Origin of the sequence: Polaromonas sp. AET17H-212 (assembly GCF_002379085.1) — a bacterium.
Taxonomy (GTDB): domain Bacteria; phylum Pseudomonadota; class Gammaproteobacteria; order Burkholderiales; family Burkholderiaceae_C; genus Polaromonas.
On the sequence record NZ_NBZW01000027.1, the window covers coordinates 30,918 to 45,870 of the forward strand.

At 64.8% G+C, this 14,953-nt stretch carries 14 protein-coding genes; 12 read left to right on the forward strand and 2 right to left on the reverse strand.

The window, feature by feature from the left end; all coding sequences use genetic code 11:
• Positions 1–18: 18 nt before the first annotated feature.
• Genes can through B7G53_RS18005 form a run of 4 tightly spaced genes read left to right on the forward strand, consistent with a single transcriptional unit; the run spans position 19 to position 3,039 of the window.
• Positions 19–669, forward strand: coding sequence for a carbonate dehydratase (can, locus tag B7G53_RS17995; RefSeq protein ID WP_096670245.1), 651 nt, complete (start codon positions 19–21; stop codon positions 667–669).
• A 33-nt stretch (positions 670–702) separates the two neighbouring features.
• Complete coding sequence (locus B7G53_RS23275) at positions 703–831, forward strand: hypothetical protein (protein WP_255250069.1); 129 nt, start codon at positions 703–705, stop codon at positions 829–831.
• A 31-nt stretch (positions 832–862) separates the two neighbouring features.
• The gene (locus B7G53_RS18000) at positions 863–2,032 is read left to right on the forward strand and encodes an acyl-CoA dehydrogenase family protein (RefSeq protein ID WP_096670247.1); all 1,170 of its coding nucleotides are present in this window, start codon (positions 863–865) and stop codon (positions 2,030–2,032) included.
• A gap of 26 nt (positions 2,033–2,058) precedes the next feature.
• Positions 2,059–3,039 (forward strand): acyl-CoA dehydrogenase family protein, encoded by a 981-nt coding sequence (locus B7G53_RS18005; protein WP_096670249.1) that lies wholly within the window; start codon positions 2,059–2,061, stop codon positions 3,037–3,039.
• Positions 3,040–3,117: 78 nt separating this feature from the next.
• Here B7G53_RS18005 and B7G53_RS18010 read toward each other — a convergent pair whose 3' ends face one another.
• On the reverse strand, positions 3,118–4,017 hold the full coding sequence (locus B7G53_RS18010; protein ID WP_096670251.1) for a LysR family transcriptional regulator: 900 nt from the start codon (positions 4,015–4,017) through the stop codon (positions 3,118–3,120).
• Between the two features lie 189 nt (positions 4,018–4,206).
• On the opposite strand from B7G53_RS18010, the gene B7G53_RS18015 reads away from it, so the two are divergent.
• The 3 genes from B7G53_RS18015 to B7G53_RS18025 all read left to right on the forward strand — a co-directional run bounded on the left by B7G53_RS18015 (position 4,207) and on the right by B7G53_RS18025 (position 6,026).
• Positions 4,207–4,446: a CDGSH iron-sulfur domain-containing protein gene (locus B7G53_RS18015; protein ID WP_096670253.1), complete on the forward strand. Its 240-nt coding sequence runs from the start codon at positions 4,207–4,209 to the stop codon at positions 4,444–4,446.
• 180 nt (positions 4,447–4,626) lie between these two features.
• Positions 4,627–5,448, forward strand: a complete 822-nt coding sequence (locus B7G53_RS18020) for a DODA-type extradiol aromatic ring-opening family dioxygenase (protein WP_096670255.1) — start codon at positions 4,627–4,629, stop codon at positions 5,446–5,448.
• Positions 5,449–5,558: 110 nt separating this feature from the next.
• On the forward strand, positions 5,559–6,026 hold the full coding sequence (locus tag B7G53_RS18025; protein ID WP_096670257.1) for a luciferase domain-containing protein: 468 nt from the start codon (positions 5,559–5,561) through the stop codon (positions 6,024–6,026).
• Between the two features lie 54 nt (positions 6,027–6,080).
• On the opposite strand, the gene B7G53_RS18030 is transcribed toward B7G53_RS18025, so the two are convergent.
• Positions 6,081–8,051 (reverse strand): AMP-binding protein, encoded by a 1,971-nt coding sequence (locus B7G53_RS18030; protein WP_096670259.1) that lies wholly within the window; start codon positions 8,049–8,051, stop codon positions 6,081–6,083.
• Between B7G53_RS18030 and B7G53_RS18035 the strand changes: the two genes are divergently transcribed.
• The 5 genes from B7G53_RS18035 (at position 8,050) to B7G53_RS23280 (ending at position 14,917) form a co-directional block, all read left to right on the forward strand.
• Complete coding sequence (locus tag B7G53_RS18035) at positions 8,050–8,832, forward strand: nitroreductase (protein WP_366945578.1); 783 nt, start codon at positions 8,050–8,052, stop codon at positions 8,830–8,832. The genes B7G53_RS18030 and B7G53_RS18035 overlap by 2 nt on opposite strands.
• 77 nt (positions 8,833–8,909) lie before the next feature.
• Complete coding sequence (locus B7G53_RS18040) at positions 8,910–10,547, forward strand: class I adenylate-forming enzyme family protein (protein ID WP_096670263.1); 1,638 nt, start codon at positions 8,910–8,912, stop codon at positions 10,545–10,547.
• A 26-nt stretch (positions 10,548–10,573) separates the two neighbouring features.
• Complete coding sequence (locus tag B7G53_RS18045) at positions 10,574–11,776, forward strand: thiolase C-terminal domain-containing protein (RefSeq protein ID WP_096670265.1); 1,203 nt, start codon at positions 10,574–10,576, stop codon at positions 11,774–11,776.
• Positions 11,773–12,204, forward strand: coding sequence for a Zn-ribbon domain-containing OB-fold protein (locus B7G53_RS18050; protein ID WP_096670267.1), 432 nt, complete (start codon positions 11,773–11,775; stop codon positions 12,202–12,204). Before B7G53_RS18045 ends, B7G53_RS18050 begins: the two co-directional genes overlap by 4 nt.
• 166 nt (positions 12,205–12,370) lie before the next feature.
• Positions 12,371–14,917 carry a LuxR C-terminal-related transcriptional regulator gene (locus B7G53_RS23280; RefSeq protein ID WP_255250070.1) on the forward strand — a complete coding sequence of 849 codons (2,547 nt, stop codon included), beginning with the start codon at positions 12,371–12,373 and terminating at the stop codon, positions 14,915–14,917.
• Positions 14,918–14,953: the final 36 nt, after the last annotated feature.

The window sequence follows — 14,953 nt, forward strand, 5'->3', positions numbered from 1 at the left end:
TCGCATCGGGGAGGTACCATGTCCAGCCTGGCCCCTCTGCTTGAGAACAACCGTGCCTGGTCGGCGCGCTGCGCTGCGGAAGACCCGAAGTACTTCGAGCGGCTGGCGCACCAGCAGATGCCGCGCTACCTGTGGATCGGCTGCTCCGACAGCCGGGTGCCGGCCAACGAAATCTTGGGCCTGCGGCCTGGCGAGGTGTTCGTGCACCGCAACGTCGGTAACCTGGTGGTGCACTCCGACCTGAACTGCCTGACGGTGCTGCAGTATGCGGTCGAGGTGTTGAAGGTCGAGCATGTTCTCGTGGTGGGGCATTACGGCTGCGGCGGGGTGCAGGCGGTGATAGAACAGCGCCGCACCGGTCTGGCCGACAACTGGTTGCGCCATCTGGAGGATGTGGCGCGCAAACACGCTGATCGGCTCGACGGCCTTTCCGGCATTGACGAGCGCGCCGCGCGGCTTTGCGAGATGAATGTGATCGAGCAGGTCAGCAACGTGTGCCGCACCACCACCCTGCGCCGTGCCTGGGAGCGCGGGCAGCAAGTTGAGGTGCACGGGTTGGTCTACGGCCTGCGCGACGGCTTGCTGCGGCCGGTCGGGGGCAGCGTCAAAGGCGTGCAGGACCGGCAGGAGCAATACGCTCAATCGCTTGCCGCCCTTGGCACACTCTGAGTGATACGAAGAACACAAGAAAGGCTATTCCACATGTCAGCCGACACGACAGCCCGCCCGGTTGCCAGCATCGCTGCCCAACTGGCCGCCTTCGCGCACGGCCTGGAACCTGGCATGGTCAAGCTGTTCGCCAGCCAACTGGTAGAGCGCAGCCCGATCTGATCGGCGAACCCATTCTACGGAGGAAAATTTCTTGAACAACCTGCTGTCCGCTTTTCGGCTCGCAACCCTTCCCGCCGAGACGAATTCATTTCGCGCCGAGGTAAAGGCCTTTCTCAAATCCAGCCTTGAGCCAATGCCCGCCGACATCCGGGCCCGTTCATGGATGGGCTTCAATGCCGCCTTCAGCAAGAAGCTGGCCGCACGGGGCTGGGTCGGCGTGACCTTGCCCGCGCGCTACGGCGGTGCCAGCCTGGACGCCTTCTCGCGCTTCGTGCTGGTGGAAGAACTGCTGGCCGCCGGCGCCCCGGTTTCCGCGCACTGGATTGCCGACCGCCAGAGCGGGCCCTTGATCCTCAAGTTCGGCACGGAGGCGCAACGCCAGTTCTACCTGCCGAAAATCTGCGCCGCCGAGGCGTTTTTCTGCATCGGCATGAGTGAGCCCAATGCCGGCTCGGATCTGGCCAGCGTCGGTACGCGAGCCACGCGCTGCCAAATTGACAGCTCAAGCGGCTGGCGTTTGAACGGCCGCAAGATATGGACCACCAATGCGCACCACTGCCATTACATGATCGCCCTGGTGCGCTCGTCGGGCGAGCCGCAGGACCGGCAAAAGGGCTTGTCGCAGTTCATTGTCGATCTGGCATTGCCCGGCGTGACGGTGCGCCCGATCCGTGACCTGGCGGGTGATGCGCATTTTTCCGAAGTGTTCTTCGACAACGTGCTGCTGGCTGACGATGCCCTGGTCGGCGATGAGGGCAATGGCTGGGCCCAGGTCAATGCCGAGCTGGCCTTCGAGCGCAGCGGCCCGGAGCGGGTGTACTCCAGCATCGTGCTGCTTGAGCACTGGATCACCTGCCTGCGCCGCAGTCCGGATGCGTCTGCCCACGCCGCCACCATCGGTCGATTCGCCACGCACCTGGCCACGCTGCGCAACATGTCGATCGCCGTCACGGCCAAGCTTGTCAACGGGGAAAGTCCGTTGGTCGAAGCCGCCCTGGTCAAGGACATTGGCACCGAATTCGAGCAGAGCATTCCCGCTGTGATCGAAGCCGCCATCGCTATGGATCCGGACGCCCCGGTCGATGCCGAGCTGTACCGCGCCGTGGCTTATGTGAGCCAGGTGGCGCCCACTTATTCCCTGCGCGGCGGCACGCGCGAGATACTGCGCGGCATGATCGCGCGCGGTCTGGGCCTGCGCTGAATCCAGGTTGAAAACGAAAGCATTCCATGTTTGCTCAGGCGATTGAAGACATTCTCCAGGACCAATGCACGCCCGCCGTAGTGCGCGCGATTGAAGCGGGCGGCTCGCCGCTCAAGCTGTGGCAGGCGCTGCAAGGCGCCGGCTTCCTCGAACTGATCGCCCCCGAGGCCGCAGGCGGCGCCGGCCTTGCGCTGGCTGAGCTGTTCCCGATCCTGAGCAGCTTCGGCCGCTACACGGTGCCGGTGCCCGTGGCCCAGACGATAGTGGCGCGTGCGCTGCTTGGGCCTTCGTGTGCGATGCCCGCTGGCATGATCACGCTGGCCGCTGCGTTGCGGCGCGAGGCCGGTGGCGCCATCGTTTGCCCATTCACACCTTGCGGTCAGGTGGCCGATTTGGTGCTGGCCCAGGATGGCGATGCCTTGCTGCTGCTGCCCGCGGCTGCGGCGCAGCGCGAGGCAAGCGGCGTGCATGGGAGCCTTGCGGCCACCCTGCGCTGGCCCGACGATGAAAGCGCCGTGACGCACGTGCCCGGCGCGGGCCCGTTGCTGCCGGTGTTCGCGGCGGCCTTGCACGCCGCCCTGCTCAGCGGGGCAATGACCCGTGTCTTCGAAATGACACTGCAATACTGTAATGACCGTATCCAGTTTGGCAAAACGCTGGGCAAGTTCCAGGCGGTGCAGCACCAGTTGAGCGTCATGGCTGAACACGTCGCCGCGGCCTCAATGGCCGCCGAAGCGGCCTTTTACACCGACGCTGCGGCGCCGTCCCTGCTCGCCGCCGCGATGGCCAAGTCCCGCACCAGCGAGGCGGCGGTGCTGGTTGCCTCCATCGCCCATGCACTGCACGGCGCGATCGGTGTTGCCGAAGAATATGATCTGCAATTGCTGACCCGGCGCCTGCACGAGTGGCGCATCGCCCACGGCTCGGAAGCGCACTGGAACGTATTGATCGGCAACAGCGTGTTGGCTGCCGACGTGTCCATCGTTGATTTTGTGCGGTCTGTATAGGCGCAGTTTTTGTGCGCACGATCAGCGGTGAAGTGATCGACGTCCGGGGCTCACAACAGTCCCCGTTCATTGATCCGGCTATTGCGCCACAGACTTGCCACCACCAAGCGCTTCACTGAAGAAGTCGATGAAGGTCCTTAGCTTGGGTGTCATGTACTGCCGATTCGTGTAAACCGCATACAGCGTGAAAGGGGGCACCGTGTAGGTCGGCAGCACGCGCGCGAGGCGGCCCGCGGCCAGATCGTCGTCGACCGTCCATTCGGGGAGGAACGCCATGCCCATGCCGGCGTGCACCGCGTGATAGGTGAGCGTGCTGTCGTCCGAGCGCATCACAGCATGCAGCTTGATCCGCGCCTTGCCGGCAGGCCCTTGCATTTCGAGGCCATCGACGTTCACGTAGTTGGGTACCACGGCGCTGTACCTGGCCAGATCGGCGGGTCTGCGCGGAGAGCCTTCACGCTTCAGGTAGGCCGGGCTTGCGACCAGGTGGAACTGCACGGGACAAATCGGCCGTGCAATCAGCGCCGGCGACAGTTCGCGCGTGGCACGCAGTGCGAGGTCGTAGCCATCGGCCACCAGGTCGATCTTGCGGTTCTCCAGTCGCATGTCGACCAGCACCTCGGGATATGTGTTGCGGTAGGCCACCAGTACGTCGGCGAAACGCCGGTTTGCACACCAGACGGGGGCGCTGATCTTGAGCTGTCCGCGTGGTGCCTGCGCGCTTTGCCGAAGCGCCGCTTCGGCGGCCTGCAGCGTGTCGAGCGCCTCGCAGCATTGTGCGTAGTACACCGCGCCGGCCTCCGTCAGGCTGAGCTTGCGGCTGGTCCGGTGCAGCAGCCTCGCACCGAGGTCTCGTTCGAGCTGGGCGACATGCTTGCTCGCCATCGGTGCAGACAAGGTGAGGCGCGCTGCGGCTCGCGCAAAGCTGCCGGCTTCCACGACCTCCCTGAAGACGCGAAGGCTGGTCAGACGATCCATTTATGGTTTCTTGTGAGGAAATGATGTGTTAATTTTACAGCTATTGATTAACCGAAATGAAACATTAAGCTATTCCTCATGGTCAGTCCAGTAGACATCCAGTCTCAAAGAGGCAGCCCATAAACCGCGCTTTCGTTGATACCTTCAACCAATGCAGTACCACTTCTTAATCATCCTCAGGAGAGCAACATGAGCAAGCCGCATACCGCCGCCAGCACCCCGTTCGCAATTGATGTGGAAAAAGACAAGGATTACTACTGGTGTGCCTGCGGCCTCAGCAAGTCGCAGCCGTTCTGCGACGGCAGCCACAAGGGTGGCGAGTTCGTGCCGACCAAGTACAGCGCCGACGAAAGCAAGACCGTGTATTTTTGCGGCTGCAAGCAGAGCAAGAACGGCGCGCTTTGCGACGGCACGCATAAAGGACTGTAAGGCAATGCTGAACAAGTTCTCAGCGCGTTCTGCATCCCCGCAACGGGCGGTCTGCGGCGTTGCAAATCCGCGCCATAGCTTGGGCTATGGCTGTGGTTTGCGCCTTGCATCCCATCCCGATGCGGGGCGCAGCCCATCGCCAGGACTTATTCAGCATCGCCGTAAAAGCGGGGCGTACCCGTGAAAACGGAACGATTGCCGACCTACTTTATCTCGCACGGCGGCGGGCCCTGGCCGTACATGATGGCGCAGTCCAAGGGCATGTATGACCGTCTGGAGCAGTCCCTGCGGGATATGCCGCGCCAGCTCGGCGATCGACCGAAGGCCGTGCTCGTGATCTCCGCACATTGGGAGGAGCGCGAGTTCACCGTGATGGCCGCCGCGCGGCCGCCCATGGTCTACGACTACTTTGGCTTCCCCGAACACACCTACCATGTCCAGTACCCGGCGCCGGGCCTGCCCACACTGGCCGGGCAGGTGCAGCAGCTGATCCAGGACGCGGGGTTCGCGGCGCGGCTCGATGCCCGGCGGGGTTTTGACCATGGCACCTTCGCGCCGCTGGTGGTGATGTACCCGCAGGCCGATGTGCCGGTCGTGCAACTGTCACTGCGCGCGGGCTACGACCCGGCGGCTCATCTGGCCGTCGGCCGTGCCCTGGCGCCGCTGCGCGAGCTGGGCGTGCTGATCGTCGGCAGCGGCCTGAGCTACCACAACCTGCGCCGCATGGGGCCGTCCGCTGCGGTGCCGTCAAAGCAATTCGACGACTGGCTGCAGCAGACCTTGATCACCACCGATTCGCACCAGCGTGCGCAGCGGCTGATCGACTGGCAAGACGCGCCGGTCGCCCGCGTGGCCCATCCGCAAGAAGACCATCTGCTGCCCTTGATGGTGGCGGTGGGTGCCGCCGGGCATGATGAAGCCGTGTGCGCGTACCACGAGGAAGGCTTCTTTGGCGGCGTGACCGTCTCCAGCTTCAGGTTCGGCCAAGAAGGCGTGGTCTAAGTGTCGGTGGCTTGCTGGGCCGGTAGGCGCCTGTCGCCGGGGGGTGTTTCCTGTAACCCACGCGGCAGGTGTGCAGCGACAAACGATGAAGCGCGAAGACGGAGAACCGCATGACAAGTTATCTCAGCCATCAGCGCCGTGGCGCTCGCCCACAAACGACGCCAACCAACCCGCACACGCAGCTTGACCAGAATGCGCCGGTGGAACTGCAAGAGCTTGTTTTCGCGAAAGGGCAGTCCCTGGGCGGCGTGGAAATTGGCCCGAGCCAAGTGTCTGTTCCCGGAGCGCGCGCCTTTTATTTGCCGCGATGCGGATGCCAGTCCTTCGGGGCCTTCATGTTCGGCAAGGAGTTTGCCCACATCCACCCGCCCAGTGACGGCAGCCTGCACATGACCTTGCCCCCCGACATGGTTCCCCAGGCCATCGAAAACGGCTGGGCGGAGTTGCATCCGCTGGCGGGTCAATACGGCCTGCCCGGAAACATCGTGATGGTCTATGGGCCGCGTGACGACGAGGAGCTGCAGGTGGTTTGCGATTTGCTGACGGCGTCGCATGCTGCGGCGGCGTCAACGGCGTGAAAAATCCGGTGACCGATCCTGCCCGTCAGGGCAGGGGGTGGCGCACAACCAGCCTCAAACTTTTGCAAGCTTGCCCTGCAACTCGGCCACCGCCTCCGGGTTGACCAGCGAAGACAGGTCGCCCGGATTGTCGCCCCGGTACACGGCCCGCACGACGCGGCGCATGATTTTCATGTTGCGGGTCTTGGGCAGGTCGCTGACCAGCAGCACCTGCCTGGGGCGGTAGGAGGCGCCCATGCCATGGACGACCGCCTGCGACAGTTCGGCCTGCAGCGCCGCGTCCGCCGCCACGCCGGGCATCGGCACGCAGACGCAGACGATGGCCGAACCCTTGATCTCGTCGGGCACGCCGATCACCGCGGCCTCCGACACCTTGCCGGTGCCGGTGAGCAGGGTTTCGATCTCCGACGGGCCGGTGCGCTTGCCCGAGACCTTGATCGTGTCGTCGCTGCGCCCGAGGATGTAGAAAAGGCCGTCCTCGTCGCGCATCGCGAAGTCGCCATGCACCCAGACGCCGGGAATGGTGCGCCAGTAGCTGTCGAGGTAGCGTTCGTCGTCGCGCCACAGGCTTTTGGTGAAGCCGATGTTGGGGTTGCGCAGCACCAGCTCGCCGACCTGGCCCGCACCGACCGGCTGGCCGCTGTCATCGACAATGTCGACCCCGACACCGAGCCCGCGCGCGCCGAACGAGCCCGGCCGCAAGGGGTGGTGCAGGGTGCCGGTGAAATTGCAGCCGCCCACCTCGGTGCCGCCGACAATGTTGAGGAAGGGCAGACGTTCCTTGCAGACGTGCTTGAAGAACCAGCGCCAGGGCGCCTCGGTCCAGGCCTCGCCGCCGGAGCAGGTGATGCGCAGTGAGGACAGGTCGTAGCGCTCGACCTCTGCGTCGCCGTAGCGCATCAGGCTGCGGATCAGCGTGGGCGCGACACCCAGGTAGGTGACTTTGTGGTCCTGCACCAGGCGCCAGAAGCGGCCCGTGTCGGGGTAGTCGGGCGTGCCCTCGGCCACCAGCAGGCTGCCGCCGAAATAGCTGGGAATGCAGGCGCACATGGCGCCCACCATCCAGCCCATGTCGCTCATGAAAAAGAAGCGGTCGCTCGGTTTGAAGTCGGCGCAGATGTGCATGTCGCGCGTGACCATCGAGCCCAGGAAGCTGACATGGGTCCAGACACAGCCCTTTGGCTTGCCGGTGGTGCCCGAGGTGTAGAGCAGCACGGCGGGCGCGTCGGCGGCCATCTCGGCGGTGGGCAGGTCGTCGGCTTGGCCGGCGACCAGGCTGGCCCAGTCGTGGTCGCGTCCCGGCGTCATCGGGCAGGGGGCCGCGTCGCCCAGGTGGCGCAGCACCACCACGTGCTGCACGCTGGGAACCTCGCGCAATGCTTCGTCCAGCACCGACTTCATGACGCCGGGGCTGCCGCGCCGCCAGGTGCCGTCCACCGTCAGCACCGCCTTGGCTTCGCCATCGTTCAGGCGGGCCACGATGGGCTGCGGCCCGAAGCCGGAAAACAGCGGCATCAACACGGCGCCGATCTTCAACACGGCAAAAAACGCGACAAAGGTCTCCGGCAGGTTGGGCAGGTACAGGCCGACCCGGTCGCCCTGGCCGATACCCAGCGACTGCAAGGCCCCGGCCAGGCGACACACCTCGGCATCGAACTCGCGGTAGCTCAGGCTCCTGCGGTTTTTCGGGTCTTCGCCTTCCCAGACCAAAAATGTCTGCTCCCACACCGGCGTGCCGCGGTGCCGGTCCAGGCAGTTCAGCACGATGTTGGTGGTGCCGCCGACACACCAGCGCGCCCACTCGATGCCGCGCGAGGTGTCGAGCATCTGCGTGTAGGGCTGGTAAAAGCGGAAGTCGCAGAACTCGAAGACTTCCCGCATCAGCCAGGCCGGATCGGCATCGGCACGAGGGCTCAGGCTCTCGAAGCTGGATTCGCCTACTGTGTGCAGGAATGCCGTGAGGTTTGATTGCGCAATCAGTTCAGGGGTAGGCACCCAATCAAACGGTTGTTTGGTAGAATTCATGCCTGAATCCTATCCGAACGTCGTGTTGGAGTCCAGCGGCCCAGTCTCCGCGCATCGTTTCTTCTCCGTAACGCTACGCAGCCAGAAAGCACAGAAAGGCGGTCCATCCGTGCATGTCGATGAAGCGATCCGCAGCCGGAAATCGGTCAGGCGGTTTCTATCCACGTCAGTACCCACTTCGGTCGTGCAGCACATCCTGCGCGTGGCGGCGCGGGCTCCGAGTGGCAACAATGTGCAGCCGTGGAAAGTGTATGCGGTGGCGGGTGAGGCCCGGCAGCGCCTGTGTGATGCCTTCATCGAGGCGGCTACGCACGAACCTGACCGGCATCAGCCCGAGTACGCGTATTACCCCACGACCTGGGTCGAGCCCTATCTGGAGCGCCGGCGTCGCTGCGGCTTCGGTCTGTATGCAACCCTGGGCATAGCCCGCAATGATGCGGCGGCGCGTGAGCACCAGATGCTGCGCAACTACACGTTCTTCGACGCGCCAGTGGGCCTGCTCGTCACGCTCGACCGCCGCCTGAACACCGGCAGCTTCATGGATCTGGGCATGTTCATCCAGAACATTCTGGTGGCCGCCCGCGCGCAGGGCCTGCACACCTGTGCGCAGGCGGCGTTTGCCTGGTACCACAATGTGGCGCGTGCTCAACTGCCTATCAGCGACCATGAAATTCTTGCCTGCGGCATCGCCCTCGGGCACGAGGATCTGTCGGCCCCGGAGAACGCTTTCATCACCGAGCGTGCCGAGGTGGAGGCATTCGCCAGCTTTCACGGTTTCTGATTCCGCTTGCCGGGATTGCGCGCCAGCGGATGCGTCTTCCCTCTGCTCGGCAATACATTAAAAAGAGGAGACTGATCATGATTCTGCACAGCACAGAGGCTTTGAAGCGCTACACCGAAAGCGGTCACTGGGGACGACGTACCCTGCTCGATTTGCTGCGCGAGACGGCGGCCAAGGCGCCGGAGCGGCCAGCCGTGGTCGACCCGGCGGATCGGCCGGATCTCACCGGCACAGCGGCACAGAGCCTGAGTTATCGGGAGTTGTCGGCAGCGGTCGAGGCCATCGCGACCGGGCTGCTGGACATGGGCTTGCGCAAGGACGAGATCGTCGTCGTGCAATTGCCCAACGTCTGGGAACTGGTGGCCATGTTTCTCGCGGTCAGCCGTGCCGGGGGCGTGCTTTCGCCGATGCCGATTCAATGGCGCGACAATGAGTTCCAGAACGTCAAGAAACTCACCGAGGCGCGCTTCTTTTTCGGGATGCGCGATTTCAAGGGCGCCGACCAACTGGCCATCGCCGAGAAAACCGGCTTTGTCGCGCTGCCGATCGAGCGCATCGCCGAGATGGCGCGCGGTGCGGCTGACATCGCCCGGCTCGACGCCATCGACGTCGACGCCAACGACATTTTCAGCCTGTGCTGGTCGTCCGGCACCGAAGCCCTTTCCAAGGCTTGCCCGATGTCGCACAATAACTGGCTCTTCCAGATGAGCCTGATCCCGCAGACCGCCGGGCTGCACGAAGGGGACCGGGTGCTGGCGACCGCGCCGGTGGTCAACATGACCGGCGTGGCGACCTGGCTGGCCTCGCTGGCCATCGGGGGCACGACGCTCCTGCATCACCCGCTGAACATGCCGCTGCTGCTCAAGCAGTTGATGCACGACCAGGTCCACTTCACCCTGCTGGTGCCGGCCCTGCTGAACATGATTCTCAAGCTGCCCAACGTCGACCAGCTCGACTTTTCCGGCGTGCGTTGCATCGCCTCGGGTTCGGCGCAACCCTCGCGCTGGAGCATGGAGGAGTTCAAGCGGCGCTGGAACATCGAAATCCTGCATGCCTGGGGGCAGACCGAAGGCACCGCGGTGTTTGCTGGCGCGCGGGACGTGCCCGACTTCGCCAAGCGGGCCGATCACTTTCCGTGGTGGGGTCTTCCGGACGTTGCGTGGCCCTCGGGCATACGCGGTGTCGAGATGAAGCTGCTCGACGAGGCCGACGCCGAATGCACGCAGCCGGGCCAGGTGGGCGAGCTGGTCTACCGCGGGCCCAACGTGTTTGCCGGCTACTACCGGCGGCCGGACCTGGCGAAAAGCACGTTCACGCCTGACGGTTTTTGCCGCACCGGGGACTTCTTCATCGTGCGCGACGCGCACCACATCGGGTTTTTCGACCGCAAGAAGGACATCATCATTCGCGGTGGCTACAACGTCAGCGCCGCCGAGGTCGAGAACCTGGTGCTGACCCATCCCGGCGTGCAGGAGGTGGCGGCGGTGGCGGTGCCCGACGAGATCATGGGCGAAAAGACCTGTATCTACGTCGTGCCCAAGGACAAGGCGCAGCCGCCGACGCTGGAGGATATTGTCGGCCACCTGAAGCAGATCGGCGTGGCGGCCTACAAGTTGCCCGAACACATCGAGTACCTTGACACCATCCCGCGCAACCCGGTGGGAAAGATTTTGAAGGCGCAGCTGCGACAACGTGTGCGTTCAGCGGCCGCCTGAACCAACCCCAACCCCTGAACCCTGTTATGGCAAACATCAAATCCGCCCCCTCGACACATACGCTTCGGGGTAAAACAGCGATCATCGGCGCAGGCATTTCGGCCGTCGGCCGCGTGCCGGGCAAGAGCGCGCTCGCACTGGCCGCCGACGCGGCAGGCAAGGCGCTGGCCGACGCCGGCATCGGCAAGCACCAGATCGATGGCGTGCTCTCAAGCTCCGCCTTTGCCTCTCCGTTCCACCGCTTCAGCGTGGCCTTCAGCGAGTACCTGGGCATCGAGCCCACGTTCTCCAACACGCTGCAGGTCTCGGGCGCCACCGCGGCGACCCTGTTCAACATCGCCGCCGCGGCCATCGCCGGCGGCCTGGCCGAGACCATTCTGGTGGTGGGCGGCGACAGCCTGCTGACCGGCCTGTCGCCCGACCTGGCCCTGCGCTCGATGACCGAAAGCCGGGATCAGCAATACGAAATGCCCTTCGGCATTCCGGTGGCCAACACCTTCGCCATGACCGCGCATCGGCACATGAAAGAGTTCGGCACCACGGCTGAGCAGTTCGCCCAGGTGGCGGTGATCCACCGCGACCATGCGCGGCGCACGCCGGGCGCGCAGATGACCGCGCCACTCACGGTCGACGACGTGCTGAACTCCGGCCTGGTGACAACCCCTTACCACAAGCTCGACTGCTCGCTCATCTCCGACGGCGGCGCGGCCTTCATCGTCACCTCGTCCGAGCGCGCCAGGGCACTGGGCATTGCCAAGCCGATCTACATCCTGGGCGGCGGCGAATGCTACACGCACGAGCACATCTTCCTGATGCCTTCGCTGACCACCACCGGCGCGGTGCAGTCGAGTGCCAAGGCCTACGCCATGGCCGGTTGCGGGCCGAAGGACATCGATGTGGCCGGGGTCTATGACTGCTTCACCGGCACGGTGATCATGATGCTGGAGGACCTGGGCTTTTGCCCCAAGGGGGAAGGCGGGCGCTTCGTCCAGGACGGCCAGATCACCTACGGCGGCGCCATTCCCTGCAACACCCATGGCGGCCTGCTGTCGTTCGCGCACTCGGGCATGCCGGGGGCGCTGTTTCATTTCTACGAGGTCGTCAACCAGTTGCGCGGAAGCTGCGGTGAACGCCAGGTTGCGGGCGCTGAACTCGGCCTGGTGCACAGCCTGGGTGCGGGCTTCGCGACCAACGCCACCACCATCCTGGGAACGGAGGCCGCGCTGTGATCAACCCGAAAGACGCTCACCTCAAGCCGCAGCCCATGCCGGATGCGGATTCGGAAGTTTATTGGCGCGGCATTCAGGAAGGCAAGTTGCTGCTGCAGCACTGCCTCGATTGCGGCCATGTGCAGCTCTACCAGCAGGCGATCTGCCGCGCGTGCGGCAGCGAACAGCTGGAGCACCGCGCCGCCAGCGGTCGCGCCAAGGTGCATTCGTTCAGCGTGGTGCATCGGGCGCCCGGCCCGGCCTTCAAGCAGGACACGCCTTATGCCGTGCTGCTGGTTGAGCTCGAAGAAGGCCCGCGGATGATCAGCTCCTTCGTCGGCGCGGACCCTGCGGTGGTCACCTTCGACATGGCGGTCGAGCTGGTTTGCGAGCCTGTCGGTGGCGGTGTGTCGCTGCCGCGATTCCGGGCGGCCGGACTTCAAGCGTGAAACAGCGTCTTCGTGCGCCTTCTGAGTGTCTGAAGGCATGACCCAACCCAAAGCGAGATTTCGTTGGCCCCATTTCGCTGCGTCGTCCTCCCAGGCGGTAGTCGAGGGGGGCCCCCCTGACCTGACGACGGCCACGGTTGCGCGGCGGGCGATTGCGCCCTTGTCCATGCGTGATCGGATCGTGGCCATCGTTGCGCCGGCCGGCTATGGCAAGACGACATTGATGGGAGGATGGTTTCGCGCTTGCAAAGACGCCGACCCCGTGTGGGTGGGGCTCGACGCTTCCTGGCGCGACCAGGTGTTCTTTGTGCGCTCTTTGTTGAATGCAGTCGGAGGTCCGTCGGAGCCTGTCGCGATGGGTGCCATCGACGCGACGGCGGCGGTCGAGAGCGGCTTGCTGGCGTTGTTGCAGGCCCTTGGCCAACGTCGTCGTCCCATGGTGCTGTTCTTCGACGATGTGCATGTGTTGCGTGGCAGCGAGAGCGCTCACACCCTGAGCCGTCTGTTGGTGGCGGCACCCGACTACTTGAGGTTCGTCGTTTGCGGCCGCGAAGGGATGGATTTCGATCTGGCCGTGCTGACCGCGCGCGGGCTGGTACGCTGGGTGACACAGCACGAGCTGAAGCTCGACGCGCAGGATGTGCGGGAACTGGTGCGGCGGCGCCGCCTGTCGGCCGGTGACGAAGAGGTTGAGCATATCGTCGGGATCACCGAGGGTTGGCCGGCATTGGTACAGCTTGCCCTCGCCAGCGGCGAGGGCGTACAGGAGGCCGCCGGGGGCAGCAGTAACTTGCTAATGGACAGCTTCGTTTACGAGAGCTTCTTCAAGGGCCTCGCGCCGGCCCGACGGCAGGCGCTGTTCGTGATGGCCGCCATTGGCGACTTCACGCTGCCGCTGCTGGTCGCGCTCGATGCGCCCGAGGGGGCGGAGGCGATCGCCGAAGGCGAGCAACTGGGCATCGTGCAGCGTCGGGGACGCGTGGCTGGCGAGCCGTTCTACGCCTTGCATGCGCTGGTGGCGGAGCGCGCACTGACGCGATTGGCCGACATGGGGCTGAGGCCTGTGTTTGTGCGCATACTGCGAACGCGTTGTGCGCAATGGTGGCATGCCCGGGGCGAGGTCTACCGTGCGATCCGCGTGGCCCTGGAAGGTGATGACGCAAGGCTGGCGTCGGCTTATCTGACCGGCTACGCGCGTCAACTGGTGCAGGGCGAGGGCCGGCACGAGACCTTCCTGGACCTGCTCGCGCAATTGGAATCACGCGGCGTGGAGCCAGACTGCGCGCTGATGTTGCAAGCGGTGTGGGCGCTGGTGTTTTTGCGCCGCTATGCCGAGGCGGCAGCGTGGCTGACGCGCATTGAGCGGGCTTGTGGCAAGGGACAATCAGCCGGCGTTCGCTTGATCCTGCATACGACCGTCCTTCAGCGCGGCGTGATCGCCGGCCTGCGTGATAACGAGGCCGATGCCGAGGTCTTTGTGCGCCGGTGGCTGGCAGGGCCACCCGATCCGGACCCATTCCACTATGGAGCCGCACAAACGGTGCTGGCCTATGCGCACAAATGCAATGGACGCTTCGCCGAGGCTGCCCAGTCCTTGCGCGAGGCGCAAGTGAAGTTCGAGGAGGCTCCTTCACCTTACGGCCACATGTGGGTGCGGGTGATCTCGGCCGCCTCGCTGCTCAAGGCGGGGCGGCATCGTGATGCCCTGGCAGACAGCGCCTCGGCGCTGGCCGAAGAGCCAGCTTTCGCTCCCGGCGCCGCGGGCCTGGCGGCCATGCTGCGCGCGATCCGCGCGTTGCTGCTGTATGAACGCAACCAGTGCACTGACGCGATGGTGGAAGTGGAAGCGGCACTGCCACTGCTGCCGCACCAGGGCATTGTCGATGCGATGGTCGCGGGCTACGTGGCGGCGTCACGTCTGCAGGCGGCGCGGGGCGACATATCCGGTGCGCTCGATGCGGCGGCGGAGGGCGAGCGCGTGGGACTGGCGCGCGGCTTCGTGCGCCTGCAGCTCACGATGGTGGCCGAACGTGCGCTGCTGCTGTTGCGCGCCGGCGACGTCGAGGCGGCGCGACAAATGGCCAACGATAATGGGTTGCTGCCGCAAGGACCGCAGACCAATCTGCACAGAGACAAGGCCGAGCGCCTCTGGGCCCGCCTCGATCTCGCGCAGGGGCGGCCCGATCTCGCTCTGCAATGGGTCGATTCCGGCATCGCCAGGGCGCGACGCAGCCACCAGCAGCACAAGCTGGCCGAGTTGTTGATGCTGCGCTCACTGGCGTTGGTGCGAACAGGAGATGCCGAGGGTGGGCACGACGCGGTGATGGAAAGCCTTCGCATCGCGGCATCGAACGGCTACGTGCGCCTGTACCTTGACGAAGGCCCCGAGTTGGAGAGCCTTTTGCGCCGCGTGGCTGACAAGCCGCAGAGTCCCACGCCGGCGTTTTTATACGCGCGAACGCTGCTGCTTGCCGCGGGCGCTGCATCTGCACGTCAGGATGCGGCGCCCGCGGACCAGGAGCGACCAACCGAGCGCGAACTGCAGATCCTTCGCCTGCTGGCAGATGGCCTGTCCAATGGCGAAGTGGCGGGTCGGCTTGTGTTGACCGAGGGCACGGTGAAATGGCATCTTCACAACATCTACGCGAAGCTGGGCGTGAAAAATCGCACGGGTGCTTTGCGCGAAGCTCGCACTCGGGCCTGGCTAGTTTGATGGGGCTTGCTTTTGCGGCATTCATTGAATATGTTT

Bases quoted from the DNA above. Each gene is read 5' to 3' on its own strand.
- can (WP_096670245.1), top strand. From the start codon at position 19: ATGTCCAGCCTGGCCCCTCTGCTTGAGAACAACCGTGCCTGGTCGGCG.
- B7G53_RS23275 (WP_255250069.1), top strand. From the start codon at position 703: ATGTCAGCCGACACGACAGCCCGCCCGGTTGCCAGCATCGCTGCCCAA.
- B7G53_RS18005 (WP_096670249.1), top strand. From the start codon at position 2,059: ATGTTTGCTCAGGCGATTGAAGACATTCTCCAGGACCAATGCACGCCC.
- B7G53_RS18010 (WP_096670251.1), bottom strand. From the start codon at position 4,017: ATGGATCGTCTGACCAGCCTTCGCGTCTTCAGGGAGGTCGTGGAAGCC.
- B7G53_RS18015 (WP_096670253.1), top strand. From the start codon at position 4,207: ATGAGCAAGCCGCATACCGCCGCCAGCACCCCGTTCGCAATTGATGTG.
- B7G53_RS18025 (WP_096670257.1), top strand. From the start codon at position 5,559: ATGACAAGTTATCTCAGCCATCAGCGCCGTGGCGCTCGCCCACAAACG.
- B7G53_RS18035 (WP_366945578.1), top strand. From the start codon at position 8,050: ATGCCTGAATCCTATCCGAACGTCGTGTTGGAGTCCAGCGGCCCAGTC.
- B7G53_RS18030 (WP_096670259.1), bottom strand. From the start codon at position 8,051: ATGAATTCTACCAAACAACCGTTTGATTGGGTGCCTACCCCTGAACTG.
- B7G53_RS18040 (WP_096670263.1), top strand. From the start codon at position 8,910: ATGATTCTGCACAGCACAGAGGCTTTGAAGCGCTACACCGAAAGCGGT.
- B7G53_RS18045 (WP_096670265.1), top strand. From the start codon at position 10,574: ATGGCAAACATCAAATCCGCCCCCTCGACACATACGCTTCGGGGTAAA.
- B7G53_RS23280 (WP_255250070.1), top strand. From the start codon at position 12,371: ATGCGTGATCGGATCGTGGCCATCGTTGCGCCGGCCGGCTATGGCAAG.